This window comes from Marinobacterium sp. YM272 (genome assembly GCF_050908845.1).
GTDB lineage: Bacteria > Pseudomonadota > Gammaproteobacteria > Pseudomonadales > Balneatricaceae > Marinobacterium_D.
Window position 1 is genome coordinate 957411 of sequence record NZ_CP194171.1, and the last position, 14640, is coordinate 972050.

Below are 14640 nucleotides of genomic sequence, written 5' to 3' on the forward strand. Positions count from 1 at the left end.
ATCGTCCGCCAACAGCTCACCGCGCCGGAAATCTGGCCGGTATTTGTTGCCTTTTGCCTCGGATTAGCGGGTAAGCGGGCCGATTTAAGCTCTGATCGATTGTTCATCGGCCTCTGATCAGCGAGAATAGCGCACTTTCTAACCGATCACCTGTCGACGGCCTGTGGGCCGATCGATCAGCTATGCAATTCTGGAAGACCCAAAGCGATGTCCAATCCTGTCCCGCAAGAAGTCGCCAAGCGACGTACCTTTGCCATCATCTCCCACCCCGACGCCGGTAAGACTACGATCACCGAAAAGCTGCTGCTGATCGGTCAGTTGATCCAGGTGGCCGGTACCGTCAAGGGCCGCGGCAGTGACCGGCATGCCACGTCCGACTGGATGAGCATGGAGCAGGAACGTGGTATCTCCATCACCTCGTCGGTGATGCAGTTCCCGTACAAGGAGCGGATCGTCAACCTGCTCGACACCCCGGGGCACGAGGACTTCTCTGAAGATACCTACCGCACCCTGACCGCCGTGGACTCGGCGTTGATGGTGGTGGACGGCGCCAAGGGTGTCGAGGAACGCACCATCAAGCTGATGGATGTCTGTCGCCTGCGTGACACGCCGATCTTCTCCTTCGTCAACAAACTCGACCGCGATATCCGCGACCCCATCGAGCTGCTTGATGAGATCGAGGAGGTGCTCAAGATCCAGGCGGCGCCGATCAACTGGCCGATCGCTTCCGGCAAGCGCTTCAAGGGCGTCTACAACCTCTATACCGATACCCTGCACCTGTTCACCCCGGGCATGGGTCATACCCTGGCCGAGGAGAAGCTGATTCAGGGGCTGGAGTCTGACGAGGCTAAGGCGCTGCTGGACGACGACTATGAAGAGTTTGTCGATGAGATCGAACTGGTACGTGGCGCGACCCATGAATGGGATCAGGAGGCCTACCTGACCGGCAAGCTGACCCCTGTCTACTTCGGTACCGCACTGGGTAACTTCGGTGTACGCGAGATGCTGGACGACTTCGTCGACTGGGCACCGGCACCGCCTGCCCGTGGCACTGAAACCCGCGATGTGGCGTCTACCGAAGAGAAGTTCTCCGGTTTCGTGTTCAAGATCCAGGCGAACATGGATCCCAAGCATCGTGACCGCATTGCGTTTATGCGTATCTGCTCCGGGGCCTACAGCCGCGGTATGAAGATGAAGCATGTGCGTATCGGCAAGGATGTGAAGATCGCCGATGCGGTGACCTTCCTGGCAGGTGATCGTGAAAACGTGGATACCGCCTGGTCCGGCGATATTATCGGTCTGCATAACCACGGTACCATCCAGATCGGCGACACCTTCACCGAGGGTGAGCTGCTGAAGTTCACCGGCATTCCGCACTTTGCGCCGGAGATCTTCCGTCGTGTACGTCCCACCGACCCGCTGAAGATGAAACAGTTGCAGAAAGGTCTGCAGCAGCTGTCGGAAGAGGGCGCGGTACAGCTGTTCCAGCCGATGAAGAACAACGACCTGGTGCTCGGGGCTGTCGGTCAGCTGCAGTTTGACGTGGTCATGTTCCGCCTGAAGGATGAGTACAAGGTGGAGTGTGTTTACGAGGGGATCAGCGTGGCGACCGCACGCTGGGTCGAGTGCACGGACAACAAGATGCTGGATGAGTTTGAGCGCAAGGCCTACGAGAACCTGGCTTACGATGGCTCAGGCCTGCTCACCTACCTGGCGCCGACCCGCGTCAACCTGTCCCTGACCGAAGAGCGTTGGCCCGATATCGCGTTCCGTTCGACGCGCGAGCACTGATCGCTGCCGAGGCCGCCGTTTCCAGGCGGCCTCTTCTTTCTCTTTACCTTCCTTCTCATCTTTCGCAGGCGTTAACTGTGCCATACTGCGGCACATGTTGATCGACTCCCACTGCCACCTGGATTTTCCCGTTTTCGACACCTGTCGTGATCAGGTCATTGCCCGTGCCCGCGCGGCGGGGTTGGGGGCCATTGTGGTGCCGGGTATAACCGCTGAGCACTGGTCGCGCTGCCTGTCTTTGTGCCGCTCCGCGCCCCATGGGGTAGCGCTGTACCCGGCACTGGGCCTACACCCGTACTTTATGGCGCAGCATCGTCGCGCTGATCTGGATCGTCTGGCGGAGGAGGTTGAACGTCAGCGTGCAGCGCTGGTGGCGATTGGCGAGATAGGACTGGATTTTCAGATCGACGGCTTCGATGAGGTGGTGCAAACGGAGCTGCTGGTCGGGCAGCTGAAGATAGCCCGGGCTACTGATCTGCCGGTGCTGCTGCATGTGCGCAAGGCCCATGACCAGATGCTGAAGCAGCTCAGGCGGTTTAAACTGCCGCGGGCGGGGATCGTACATGCCTTTTCCGGCAGCCGGCAGCAGGCCGAGGAGTATCTCAAGCTGGGGTTCAAACTGGGCTTCGGTGGGGCGATAAGCTATACCCGCGCGACCAAACTGCGCAGCCTGGCAGCTGAGCTGCCGCTGCAGGCGATAGTGCTGGAAACCGATGCACCGGATATGGCGCTGAGCGACTGGCGCGACCAGCCCAATGAGCCGATGCGCGTGGCGGATGTGGCGCGAATCATCGCTGAATTGCGTGGCATACCGGTCGCCGAGGTGGCCGAAACCACCAGTCGCACGGTGACCGACCTGCTGAGGCTTTAGTTGTTGGCTTCAGCTGCTGGCGTAGTGCGAGCAGCTGGCGCCTGGATCAGTTGTTGTAGATGGAATCGTGGGCCTGCTTCAGCACATCCCAGACCGTATCGGTCTGCGCGTTGATCGGCAGTTGCACGTAGCGGCCGTTCTCATCTACCGGTGAGGCCTTGTAGCCGCCGTTGGGTGGGTCGATGAGCATGCGTGCCAGGTTGATCGGGTAGTTGGGGCCGGTCAGTTCACCATCGTAGGCCTGCTCGATTTTCGGCACCAGGTGCTGGGCTGAGGCGATCGGAATCAGGTCGCGGCAGCTTTTGCTCAATCCCTGGCAGAGCAGCAGCTTGTCGGTATCCAGGGTGTAGAACTGGCTTACGGTCGGGTCCTGCTTCAGAAAATCGCCGCCACAGCCGGTCAGCGAGAGAGCTATCAGGCCGGCCGTCAGTGCGGTTCTCATCTTGCCTCCAGTGCGCATATCAACACATGTCCTTGTAAGGGTTTTCCAGGTCCAGGCTGATCGGGTTGCTGTAACCCGGCAGCTTGATCTGGTGGTCGCTGATCGTCAAATCTTCGCCGGTCAGTACCTGGTGGTCGTACAGGTAGACCGGTCGTGCCAGGCCGCGCGTGGCCAGCTGGTCGTATTCGGCGGCTTTTGCCCGGGTGCTTTCCCGGCGCTGCTGCCAGCCGGTCAGAGCCTTGTCGCCATGGCGTTTCGCCAGCAGGCTTTCGGTGACCTGGGGCGACAGAATACAGGCGGTGGCGTTGTTGCCACCGAAGCCCTTGGCGTTGACCAGCACAGAATCCATTGCGGCAGTGCCGAGATCCAGATGCTGCAACGGCAGGTTCAGGTGGCTCTGGTGAACATCATCGGCGATGGCCGAGGTGGTGGTCAGGCCCGGAACGATACCGTAGCGCCACTGCCCCAGCGCCGCCATGATCTGGTCGCCACCGGCGGTGCCCTGGGAGTGACCGATAAACGCTTTCACCGCAGAGACGGTCCAGTCCTGGATATCGAAGGCGCGGGCGATTTCGTTGATCACGTGGGACTCGGTGACCCGGTTCTGCGGCGTGCTGGTGCCGTGGGCGTGCACATAGCTGCGCTGGCGCAGTGAGTCGTCGCCGAGCATGCTGCGAATCAGCGAAGCCGATTTGCCCAGCGTCATGTAGTTACCCACGCCGGGGGCCGAGATCGATTTCTTGTGGCCGTCGGCATGGACGTAAACATCCGGCACGCAGCCGTGAATATCGGCGCCAATATCCAGTGCCAGGTCATCGCTCATCAGTACCAGGAACTGGCTGGACTCGCCGATGGTGAAGCCACAGTTGTCACCGAACGGGCGGCAGGCCAGACGGTAGTGCTCTTCGCTCAGTTGATCGAGGCCATCCAGGGCAGCCAGCTGGCGGTCTTCAGCCAGGGCGCCCATGGCGCGGAAGCCTTCGATGATTTCCGGGGTGACCGGTGCATCTGAGCCGCCGATCATCGCCAGTTTGCAGGCGCCGCTGCGGATCGCATCGACCCCGCTCTTGAGGTTGTAGAGGAAAGTGGCGCAGGCACCGAGGGCGCCGCCGGTGGTGCCGACGTTACCGAGCAGGTAGGCGTTGATAAAGTCGGCCGGCATCTGGGCGTAACCCAGCGGCATCTGCTTGGAGGTGGTGCGCTTGCCCAGGGCCGGGAATTTGGTCAGACCGCCAAAGCCGAGGTCATCAAGCTGGCCGATCGAGTTGCTGGCAAATACCGCGATCTGATCCGGCGCCAGGTGACTCATGATCTCTGCGTAATCGATGCCGACGGAGCTGAGTGCATCGGATGCCGCGTATACCGCCATCTGCAGGCCGCGCGGATGGTTGCGCGACTGATAGAGGGTGCCGGGCTTGAACCCCGTGGGCAGCATGCCGGCGCTCTGCACCTGGGCTTCGCGGGTATCGGGGAAAATCAGGCTGCACTGTCCGTGCACGCTGACCTCTACCTGGCCGCCGTCGAGCTCCTTTACCTGCCAGTTTTCCGGCAGCTGCGCGGGCAGTTGACGCTTGCGCAGCTGGAAGGTGAGCAGGTCGTTGTCGCCCTTGATGTTCGCCGGGCGGTTGAAGGTCTGTGCATGTACGTCGAACCAGTCCGGGTGGATGCGGCGGACCAGTGTGTTGTCCAGAACCGAACTCTCTACCGCAGCGGCAAGCTCCGCTTCGCTGACGCGCTCGCCGGCGTCGTTGAGGTAGCTGCCATCTTCAAAGCTGGCCAGCCCCATCAGCGTAGCCAGGCCGATCACGGTCTCCTGTCGACTGTCAGTGTCGAGCTTATCCAGGATCAGGCGGCGATAGCCATGATGAAAGGATGCTCGGCCGGCCGGGCTGATTCCACCGAAACCGACAATGACGGGAAGATAGGACAAGGGGAACTCCTTGGACTGGTAACGCGGATAAGAAGAATGCAAAAAACGGCTGCCGTTATTTTATCGGTAGTCTGGCCTTCTGGGAAGCTGTGAACAACGCCATGGCCTTGCGGTCTGTCACCCCAAGGGCACGGCAGGCGCGGAATAAACGGCGTTTTCATCCCCGGTTAAGCTATGCTGGTTTAAATAGAAAAGTAAGTGAACCGGTAGGCATTTCATCGGTCAGCAAGAGGGTGTTTTCTGGAATGAACAAACGGAGCAAGAGAATGAACGTTAAACTAGCCGTCGCTTCGGCACTGTCTCTGGCGTTGCTGGGTGGCTGTACCACTCTGGATCCCTATACGCAGGAGCAGAAGACCTCCCAGGCGACCAAGGGGGCCGGCATCGGTGCTCTCGGCGGTGCCGCTCTGGGGGCGATTATCGCTGATGACAGTGAGGGCGCGCTGGCAGGGGCTCTGCTCGGTAGCGCGATCGGTGGTGGTATCGGTTACTACCAGGATCAGCAGGAGATGATTCTGCGCCAGGAACTTGAGGGTACCGGCGTTCGCGTAGAGCGGGTCGGTGATGATATTCGACTGGTCATGCCGGGCAATATCACCTTTGCCACTGACAGTTCGCGGGTCGATGCCGGTTTCTACCCGGTACTTGATTCCGTCGGCAAGGTGCTGATGGAGTTTGAGAAAACCCAGGTTGCTGTGGAAGGCTATACCGACTCCACCGGCAGCGCCGAGTACAACCAGCAGCTGTCCGAGCGTCGTGCCGTGTCGGTGGCTCAGTACCTGATGTCCATCGGTGTCGACAGGCTGCGTGTTAACGCAGTCGGCTACGGTGAGCGTAACCCGATCGCGGATAACAGCAGTGCGTCAGGGCGTGCTATCAACCGTCGTGTTGAGGTGAGGATTCGCGGTACCCGGCGTTAATCGGGTAGCGTGAAAGGAGGGGCGTGGTCCAGCGACCGCGCCCTCGCACCCGCTCAGAGAGAGGCGCTTTCTTCCAGTCGATCGAACTTGCCAAGCAAACGCTGCAGGCGCCCTTCGGTCTCGTTTTGCTCCGCTTTCAGTCCGTCACGGACTTCACGCAGTTCACTGATCTCCAGACGCAGGGTCTCTACCTCTTCAATCAGTGAATCCAGTTTGCTTTCCAGTTCGGAAAAGATCTCGCTCGACATCAATGTACTCCCATCTCTACACGCGGCTTTTGTCCGCGCGCAGACTAAGAGGGGGGAGGGGAAGTGTCAATCATCTCAGCACGGCGATGTCGTCGCGCTGGATGTTGTGGCTGAGGCTGTCGCCGACAATACGGCCGCGGGAAAAGCCTGGCTGTACCTGCTCGAGCTTGAGATTGATCCGGGTTTCGTTGAGTTCCGAGTAGGCGCGCATCTGGTCATCGTAAAAGGTCATGCGGCGCAGAATAGAAAGGTTATCGCCCGTTTTCAGCCCCTGGGCGCTGCCCGCCTCTATCCAGACCTGGTCGCCGCTGCTGCGGCTGATACGGGTGGCCAGCGGCTCGCAGCGCAGCTGCTCATCCAGCCAGGTGCCGGCGCTCTCGATCAACGATTTCACCTGCCTGCCGTAGTCCTGCTGCCAGAACAGGGCGCTGCCAAAACCGGTGCGCTCCTCGGTGGGGCGTGTCCAGCGCCCCCGGGTTGTAAACAGTTTACGCTCCAGCAGTTGTCCGCTGAGGCCGTCATAGACAAACAGTTCAACGGCCAGGTTGCGCAGGTGGCGTTGGCTCTTGTAGTCCGCTTCGTTGTACCAGTGGTTGAGGATGTTGGGCTCGCCGGGACCGGCCGGCATCCGCATCGACATGTCCCGGATGACACCACTGACGATAAACTGACCGTTGAGCTGGTCGCTGGCGTTCAGGGCGTTGCTCAGGCTGCCTTCCGGCAGTTGGTGGGTTGGTGCGGTGGCTGTATTCTGAACCAGGTTGTTGCCGGAAAAATCCAGTGGCTCAATCGCGCGGCTCTGTTGCAGTTGCGACGCCAGCAGGCTGGGTAACCGCGACTGGATCTCGCCCAGAGTACCGCTGCTGGCCTGGGCCGGGTCGCTGAGCGGGAACAGCGTCAATGCCACGCGTTTGCGGTAGTTCAGTGCCCTGGGTGAGGGGCAGAAGGCGTCTTCTGTGACCTCGGCGTTGATGCGCACGATCAGCATCTTGTTTTCGATCCGCTCATCCAGGACTTCCACCTCGCTGACGCTGCCGAAGGTCTGGATCTTCATGTCGTCGACCTCGAGCACACCATCACGAATCTCCTGGGTGGTGGAGATGTAGGCAGCCGCCTGCAGCGAGGCGGCCTGGCGGGCATCGGCGATCGCCTGCTCCCGGGCGGATCTGATATCGCCGTTGATCACCAGTGCGCGGCCTTCGGCTTCCACCTGGATCGCTTCGGCCGGCAGCGCAATCAGAAGTGTCAAAACAGCAAGCAGAGGGCGAAGAGTACTCAACATAGACCGAGGCTGACCGATACAGTAGTGACAGGCTTTGCGAGAATGTAGCATAGAGCCGTTTGGGATAGTAATGTCGCCGGGCCGCTACCCGGTTATAAACCTCAGAGGATGAAGCGCCGATGATCAAGGTGACAGGTGGACTGGGCGTAGCGCTGCTTTTGCTGTTGTCCGGTTGTGCCCGACATGAACAGCTGGAGCCTGTTCAGGTGGAAAGGTTTGGGCCCGAGGCGCTGTCCCAGGTGGATTCCCTGCTGAACCCGGGTGTCGAAAGCGGCCGCCAGGGCAGAACGGCCGCCCTGACGCGTGTGGATGAAAGTAATGAGGGTATCGACCCGATCAGTGAAGCGGTGCAGCAACTGGCCGGCCAGCTGGCAAACGGACTGGATGAAAACCGTATCCGTCGTCTGCCGATGGCGGTACTGAAGTTTCATGACCTGATGCAGCGAGACCAGGTCGGCCCGGTGGGCGAGCGACTCAGCGACAGCTTTATCTTCCAGCTGGAACACCTGGGCTACAACCTGGTGGATTACCGCGCCGTCAGCCTGACCACCAGCACCAAGCCGGTACTTGATCCCTCGTCGCTGTCACTGCTGCGCCGGACCCACCGGATCTATTTTGTGTTGACCGGCACCTATGCGCGTCAGCCGGGCGGTCTGGTTATCAACGCCCGGGTGCTGGATACCACCACGCGCCAGGTGCTGGCCTCCGGACAGACCCACATACCCACCTCTCGTCTTGAGGGGCAGTGGCCCGGCTATGATCCGCTCAAGGCGTTGCAGTCGGGTATGATTATCGAAAATCGACAGGGGCCGGCAGGTTTAGACCGCTGAGCCGAGCAGGAAGGACGCTGTGAATAAACTCAAATGCGCATTGGCGCTGGCCGCTCTGGTCATGCTGGCCGGCTGTGAAACGCTAGCCCGGGGCTTTTCCGATACCGTGGATGCGATGCCGGATGCGGACAGCACGCCGCGTATCGAACAGACGGCCGAGCCGCACTGGGTCCGTGCCACCGGCTATGCGCCGATCAGTCTGCAGCCGGGGGAGACGCATCAGCAGAAAGTTCTGATGGCGATGCGGGCGTCCAAACTGCGTGCTTACCAGGAGCTGGCAGGGGTGATTCACGGGCAGTACCTGTACGGTACCACCCAGGTGGATGACCTGGTGATCAGCAACGACCGCTTCAAAACGGCCGTGGCGGGCATCGTGCGTGGCGCCCGGGTGGTCAAGAGTTACCCGGTACAGGACGATACCTACGCCACGGTGCTCGAGGTGGACCTGAGCCAGGTGCAGCGCGCCTGGATACGCGCCGCCGACTGACTGTTTATTTCTGCTGGCTTTGCTCGAAGGCGGCCAGCTGCTCTGCGCTCGCCTCTTTCTGATACTTCTTCTTCCAGTCGCTGTACGGTTCGCCGTAAACCAGCTCGCGGGCCTGTTCGTAATCCACGGACTCGCCGCGCTCCTGTGCGGCGGCTGAATACCACTTCGACAGGCAGTTGCGGCAGAATCCTGCCAGGTTCATCAGGTCGATGTTCTGCACATCCTTGCGCTCATTCAGGTGCTCCAGCAGGCGGCGGAACACGGCGGCTTCGATGTCGGTCTGTGTCTGTTTATCCATGTCGTTCTCTCGTTATCAGGCGCTTTACAGGGCGGTTTACTGGCTGTGCTGGACGTGCTCGTCGAGCTGCTCGCAGATCGCCTTCTGCAGCGTTTCGCACAGCTGCGGGTCGCTGATCGGTTGGTCGTTGAGGTCGGTAATGAAGAAAAAGTCCTCTACGCGCTCGCCCACGTTGGCGATCTTCGCCTTGCGCAGGGTGATGCCGAACTCAACGAAGATATGGCCGATACGTGCCAGCAGTCCGGGACGGTCGGCGGTGATCACCTCCAGTACCGTCTGCTGCAGGCTGGGGTCGTTGCTGATCAGCACCCGGGTCTTGGTGGCAAACGCCTTCAGCTGTCGCGGCACCCGGCGCTGCACGATGTCGGGGTAGTCGTCCGGGTCGTCCAGCTCCTCGATCAGTCGCTGACGGATATTGTTCAGGTAGTCCGGGTTGTCTGAAAGCGGCTGGTCGTCATCGGTCAGCACGGTGTAGTTGTTCAGCGCGTAGCCGTTGTCACTGACGATAATGCGCGCGTCCTGAACGCTGAGCTGCAGCTGGTCCAGTGTTGATACCGTGGCCGCAAACAGGTTGGGAACATCCTTGGTGTAGATGAAAATCTCGGTGGCACCCTCGTGACTGCGGTAGGAGGTCTTCTCCAGGGTAACCAGAGGGATTTCCGGCGAGGGGTGCTCAAGAATCGCCTGGGTGTGGTGTGCGATCGCCTTGGGCTCTTCGCGCAGGAAGTACTCGTCGCCGAGGCTTTCCCAGAGTGTTTTGGCCGCCTGTTCCGATACCCCCATACGGGAGAGCGCCAGCAGTGCCTCGTGCTGGACCTGGGCGATGCGCTCGGTCTTGTTGACCGGGTTTTCCAGGCCGCGGCGCAGGGCGCGCTTGGTCTCCATGTAGAGTTGGCGCAGCAGGCTGGCACGCCAGCTGTTCCACAATGTGTGGTTGGTGGCGTTGATGTCGGCCACGGTGAGCACGTAGAGATAATCCAGGTGGATGCTGTCGCAGACCTGCTCGGCGAAGGTGTGGATCACCTGCGGATCCGACAGGTCGCGGCGCTGGGCGGTCATCGACATCTTCAGGTGGTTGCGCACCAGCCAGGCCACCAGCTGGGTATCCCACTGGGCGATATGGTGGCGGCGGCAGAAGGCGATAACGTCATCCGCGCCCAGCTCGGAATGATCGCCACCGCGCCCCTTGGCGATATCGTGGTACAGGCCGGCGATATACAGCAGCTCGATCTTTGGCAGGTGGTTCACCACGCGATAGGCGACCGGCAGGGTGTCGCGATGCTCGCGGTGGCGGAACTGGCGCATCATCTGAATCACTTTCAGCGTGTGGGCGTCCACGGTGTAGATGTGAAACAGGTCGTGCTGCATCTGGCCGACGATACGGCCGAACTCCGGCAGGTAGCGGCCGAGAATACCGTAGCGGTTCATCCGCTTGAGCTCGGTGGAGACGCCTTCCGGTGAACGCAGCAGCTCCATGAACAGGGAGGTGTTGCGGATATCATTACGGAAGGTATCGTCAACCAGGTGACGGTGGTTGCGGATCAGGCGGATGGTGGAGGCGCGTACTCCCTTGATGTCCGGATTGTGGGCCATCAGGACGAACAGCTCCATCAGCGCGAACGGGTGGTATTCAAACACCTTGTCGTAGGTGACCTCCAGGTAGTCGTTGTGCACCTGGAAGCGGTTGTTGAGCGGGCGCATGTGCTGCTCTTCGTCTGCTCGCAGAATAACCTCGTCGAAGTACTGCAGCAGCATGTCGTTGAATTCCGACATCGCCTTGGCGACGCGGTAATACTTGCTCATGAACTGCTCGACCGCGAGTGCGCCTTCGTCGTCCTTGTATTTGAAGAACTCCGCCAGGGCGCGCTGGTGGTCGAACAGCAGCCGGTCTTCGCGGCGTCCGCTGATCATGTGCAGCGCATAGCGCACGGTCCAGAGGTAGAGCTCGCCGCTGTTGAGGGCATCCAGTTCCGACTCGGTGAGGAAGCCGTGGTCAACCAGGTCCCTGATATAGGTGGCACCGAAGTGACGCTTGGCGACCCAGCCGATGGTCTGCAGATCGCGCAGACCTCCGGGCGAGTTCTTCAGGTTCGGTTCCAGGTTGTACTCGGTGTTGTTGGTCTTCTTGTGGCGCTCGACCTGCTCGGCGTACTTGGCACGGAAGAACTCCTTGTCGGTCCAGGCGCCTTCTGAGGTGACCCGTTCGTACATCTCCTCCTGCAGGCGCTCGTTACCCACCAGGGTGCGCGACTCGATCAGGTTGGTGGCGATGGTGATGTCCTTCATCGCTTCCTGGTAGCAGTCGTCAATGGTGCGTACGCTGGAACCAATCTCCAGGCCGATATCCCAGAGCAGTGTCAGAAAACCGCTGATACTGCCCTCGAAACTTTCCGCGTTGACGCCATCCGCAAGGATCAGGATATCCACGTCCGAAAACGGATGCAGCTCACCGCGGCCGTAGCCGCCCACCGCGACCAGTGCGACTTTATCGCCTTCGGGCCAGTCAAAGCGGTTCCAGGCCAGTGTCAGTATCTGGTCCAGTACCCAGGCCCGGCCGTAGATCAGGTGACGGATATCCTCGCCCTGGGTAAAGGCTGCATCCATCGTCTGACGCGATTCGCTGAGTGCCTTTTTCAGTACCTTGAAGGGCGGGTTGTCCTCGAGCTCAAGTTGCAGCGCGTCGATATCGAGATAGCGGGCAAACTGCTCTGCAGCCTGGTTACGGGTTTTCATGACAGGGGTGCTCCCTTGCAGCGGGTCGGGCGGATCAGATCAGAGCTTCTCTTCCGCTCTCAGGGTCAGGATCTCGTGACCATCGGCGGTGACCAGGATGGTGTGCTCGTATTGAGCAGACAGGCGTCGGTCTGCTGTCTCTACGGTCCAGCCGTCACGCTTGTTCAGTTTAACCTGGCGCTTGCCGGCATTGATCATCGGCTCGATGGTGAAGCACATTCCCTCTTCCAGCACTTCACCGGTGCCGGCACGGCCGTAGTGCAGTACCTGCGGGTCTTCATGGAAACCGGCGCCGATGCCGTGACCGCAGTACTCGCGTACGACGGAGTAGTGGTTGCTTTCCGCGTGCTTCTGGATCACAGCGCCGATATCGCCCAGGCGTGCGCCCGGCTTGACCAGTTCGATACCCATATTCATGCATTCCTGGGTTACCTGGCACAGACGTTTGGCATGGGGCGCTACGTCGCCGAGGAAGAACATCTTGCTGGTATCGCCGTGGTAACCATCCTTGATGACCGTGATGTCTATATTAAGAACGTCGCCCTGCTTGAGCTTCTTGTTGTTGGGAATACCGTGGCAGACAACCTGGTTTACCGAGGTACAGATCGATTTCGGGAAGCCGTGGTAGTTGAGGGGCGCCGGGATCGCTTTCTGCTCGTTGACGATGTAATCGTGGCAGATGCGGTCCAGCTCCTCGGTGGTAACGCCGGGAACGACATGCGGCTCGATCATCTCGAGGACTTCGGCGGCCAGGCGGCCAGCGACGCGCATTTTTTCGATCTCTTCCGGGGTTTTGATAGTGATGCTCATAAGGCTCCGCTGGTTGCTTAGGCAGGATGTCCGACAGGGCATCGCTGATTGCTAAGGGTGGAAAAGGGGAATTGTAGCGAAAAACGACCTGACAGAGAAAGGCGACTTCAAACCAATCGGGGTTTGTGGTATAAAAGCGCTCCCAAAATTCCGTGCCTCAGGCACATAACAAAACACACACATGTCGACACGCCGCTCCTGGGTGCTGCTAACGCGGTTGGACGGTGGGATATGTGGAGGTTTTAACCCGTTCAGAGGAAAAATCAGAATGGCTAAAGTAAGCATGCGTGACCTGCTCAAGGCAGGCGTTCATTTCGGTCACCAGACCCGTTACTGGAACCCGAAGATGTCTCAGTTCATCTTTGGCGCACGCAACAAAATCCATATCATCAACCTTGAGCACACTCTGCCGGCGCTGAACTCTGCGCTGGACGTGGTCAAGGGTATGGCTGCCAACAAGAACAAGGTTCTCTTCGTCGGTACCAAGCGCGCTGCTGCGAAGGTAGTGAAAGAAGAAGCAAGCCGTGCTGGCATGCCTTACGTCAACCACCGCTGGCTCGGCGGTATGCTGACCAACTACAAGACTATTCGCCAGTCTATCCGTCGTCTGCGTGAGCTCGAAGCTCAGTCTCAGGATGGCACCTTCGAGAAGCTGACCAAGAAAGAGGCGCTGATGCGTACTCGCGAAATGGAAAAGCTGGAGCTGTCTATCGGCGGTATCAAGGACATGGGCGGTCTGCCTGACGCGCTGTTCGTCATCGACGTTGATCACGAGCGTATCGCTGTGAACGAAGCCAACAAACTGGGTATCCCGGTTATTGGTATCGTCGACACCAACAGCAACCCGGACGGTATCGATCACGTTATCCCGGGTAACGACGACGCGCTGCGTGCGATCCAGATCTACGCGCAGTCTGTTGCCGATGCTTGTGTCGAAGGCGCTGGCGAAAACGCTGGAGATAAGAGCGAATTCGTTGAAGTTGAAGAGCAGAACGCAGCCGAGTAATCGGGCTGTCAAAGGCTGCTATTAAGCTTGAGCGATTCGTTAAGGGGAGCCTGGCTCCCCTTTTTTGAATTCAGATATAACGCGAATATTTTAAAGGGGTAACCGACATGGCGAACATCTCCGCAGCGATGGTTAAAGATCTGCGTGAACGTACTGGTCTGGGCATGATGGAGTGCAAAAAAGCACTGGTCGAGGCTGGTGGCGATATCGATAAGGCTATCGATGATCTGCGTAAATCATCCGGTATGAAGGCGGCCAAAAAGGCCAGCCGTGTAGCCGCTGATGGTGTTGTATCTGTCAAGGTTGCAGACGACAACAGCTACGCTGTCGTGGTTGAAGTTAACTCCGAAACCGACTTCGTTGCCCGTGACGACAACTTCCTGGGCTTCGTGGCCAAGGTTGTCGACAAGGCTTTCGCTGACAAGCAGGAAGACGTTGCTGCCCTGATGGCTGGCGATCTGGAAGCTGCTCGTGAAGCTCTGGTGCAGAAAATCGGCGAAAACATCAGCGTGCGCCGCATCATGGTTGTCGAAGGTGCTGTTGTTGACGGTTACGTCCACAGCAACAACCGTATCGCTTCCCTAGTCGTTCTGACCGGTGGCGAAGGCGAACTGGCACGCGACGTGGCTATGCACGTTGCCGCTGTTAACCCGCGTGTTGCCAAGCCGGAAGATATGCCGCAGGACGAGCTGGATCGCGAAAAAGAGATCATCAAGGCTCAGCCGGATATGGAAGGCAAGCCGGAAGAGATCAAGGAAAAGATGGCCGGTGGCCGTCTGAAGAAGTTCCTGTCCGAGAACAGCCTGGTTGAGCAGCCGTTCGTCAAGAACCCGGATCAGACCGTTGGTCAGCTGGTCAAGGCGGCTGGTGCTGAACTGGTTTCCTTCGTACGTGTCGAAGTCGGCGAAGGTATCGAAGTCGAGCAGAAAGACTTTGCTACAGAGGTTGCTGAACAGCTGAAAGGCTAATTCGGCAAAATTACGGGCCGGGCG

14 protein-coding genes are annotated in these 14640 nt (G+C 59.4%); 7 read left to right on the forward strand and 7 right to left on the reverse strand.

Annotated elements, in window-relative coordinates:
* Nucleotides 1–207: 207 nt before the first annotated feature.
* Complete coding sequence (locus ACQUQP_RS04505; RefSeq protein WP_432697617.1) at nt 208–1791, forward strand: peptide chain release factor 3; 1584 nt, start codon at nt 208–210, stop codon at nt 1789–1791.
* Between the two features lie 94 nt (nt 1792–1885).
* A complete protein-coding gene (locus tag ACQUQP_RS04510; RefSeq protein WP_432697618.1) occupies nt 1886–2662 on the forward strand; it encodes a TatD family hydrolase in 777 nt (258 codons plus the stop codon).
* A 46-nt stretch (nt 2663–2708) separates the two neighbouring features.
* Here ACQUQP_RS04510 and ACQUQP_RS04515 read toward each other — a convergent pair whose 3' ends face one another.
* Nucleotides 2709–3104, reverse strand: a complete 396-nt coding sequence (locus tag ACQUQP_RS04515) for a hypothetical protein (protein ID WP_432697619.1) — start codon at nt 3102–3104, stop codon at nt 2709–2711.
* 19 nt (nt 3105–3123) lie between these two features.
* On the reverse strand, nt 3124–5034 hold the full coding sequence (locus ACQUQP_RS04520; RefSeq protein ID WP_432697620.1) for a beta-ketoacyl synthase: 1911 nt from the start codon (nt 5032–5034) through the stop codon (nt 3124–3126).
* 266 nt (nt 5035–5300) lie between these two features.
* Here ACQUQP_RS04520 and ACQUQP_RS04525 point away from each other — a divergent pair, with 266 nt between their 5' ends.
* On the forward strand, nt 5301–5954 hold the full coding sequence (locus tag ACQUQP_RS04525; RefSeq protein ID WP_432697621.1) for an OmpA family protein: 654 nt from the start codon (nt 5301–5303) through the stop codon (nt 5952–5954).
* A 53-nt stretch (nt 5955–6007) separates the two neighbouring features.
* On the opposite strand, the gene zapB is transcribed toward ACQUQP_RS04525, so the two are convergent.
* Nucleotides 6008–6202: a cell division protein ZapB gene (gene zapB / locus ACQUQP_RS04530; protein ID WP_432697622.1), complete on the reverse strand. Its 195-nt coding sequence runs from the start codon at nt 6200–6202 to the stop codon at nt 6008–6010.
* Nucleotides 6203–6272: 70 nt separating this feature from the next.
* Nucleotides 6273–7451 carry a flagellar assembly protein T N-terminal domain-containing protein gene (locus ACQUQP_RS04535; protein ID WP_432697623.1) on the reverse strand — a complete coding sequence of 393 codons (1179 nt, stop codon included), beginning with the start codon at nt 7449–7451 and terminating at the stop codon, nt 6273–6275.
* Between the two features lie 152 nt (nt 7452–7603).
* Here ACQUQP_RS04535 and ACQUQP_RS04540 point away from each other — a divergent pair, with 152 nt between their 5' ends.
* Together ACQUQP_RS04540 and ACQUQP_RS04545 are read left to right on the forward strand one after the other, a co-directional pair.
* The gene (locus tag ACQUQP_RS04540) at nt 7604–8314 is read left to right on the forward strand and encodes a FlgO family outer membrane protein (protein WP_432697624.1); all 711 of its coding nucleotides are present in this window, start codon (nt 7604–7606) and stop codon (nt 8312–8314) included.
* Nucleotides 8315–8333: 19 nt separating this feature from the next.
* Complete coding sequence (locus tag ACQUQP_RS04545) at nt 8334–8801, forward strand: LPP20 family lipoprotein (RefSeq protein WP_432697625.1); 468 nt, start codon at nt 8334–8336, stop codon at nt 8799–8801.
* Nucleotides 8802–8805: 4 nt separating this feature from the next.
* On the opposite strand, the gene ACQUQP_RS04550 is transcribed toward ACQUQP_RS04545, so the two are convergent.
* The 3 genes from ACQUQP_RS04550 to map are packed head-to-tail and all read right to left on the reverse strand — an operon-like array spanning nt 8806 to nt 12642.
* Nucleotides 8806–9099: a DUF1244 domain-containing protein gene (locus ACQUQP_RS04550; RefSeq protein WP_432697626.1), complete on the reverse strand. Its 294-nt coding sequence runs from the start codon at nt 9097–9099 to the stop codon at nt 8806–8808.
* A 36-nt stretch (nt 9100–9135) separates the two neighbouring features.
* The gene (locus ACQUQP_RS04555) at nt 9136–11832 is read right to left on the reverse strand and encodes a [protein-PII] uridylyltransferase (protein ID WP_432697627.1); all 2697 of its coding nucleotides are present in this window, start codon (nt 11830–11832) and stop codon (nt 9136–9138) included.
* A 39-nt stretch (nt 11833–11871) separates the two neighbouring features.
* Nucleotides 11872–12642, reverse strand: coding sequence for a type I methionyl aminopeptidase (gene map / locus ACQUQP_RS04560; protein ID WP_432697628.1), 771 nt, complete (start codon nt 12640–12642; stop codon nt 11872–11874).
* A 268-nt stretch (nt 12643–12910) separates the two neighbouring features.
* Between map and rpsB the strand changes: the two genes are divergently transcribed.
* Both rpsB and tsf read left to right on the forward strand, forming a co-directional pair.
* On the forward strand, nt 12911–13648 hold the full coding sequence (gene rpsB, locus ACQUQP_RS04565) for a 30S ribosomal protein S2 (protein WP_432697629.1): 738 nt from the start codon (nt 12911–12913) through the stop codon (nt 13646–13648).
* Between the two features lie 107 nt (nt 13649–13755).
* Nucleotides 13756–14616 (forward strand): translation elongation factor Ts, encoded by an 861-nt coding sequence (tsf, locus tag ACQUQP_RS04570; RefSeq protein ID WP_432697630.1) that lies wholly within the window; start codon nt 13756–13758, stop codon nt 14614–14616.
* Nucleotides 14617–14640 lie beyond the last annotated feature (24 nt).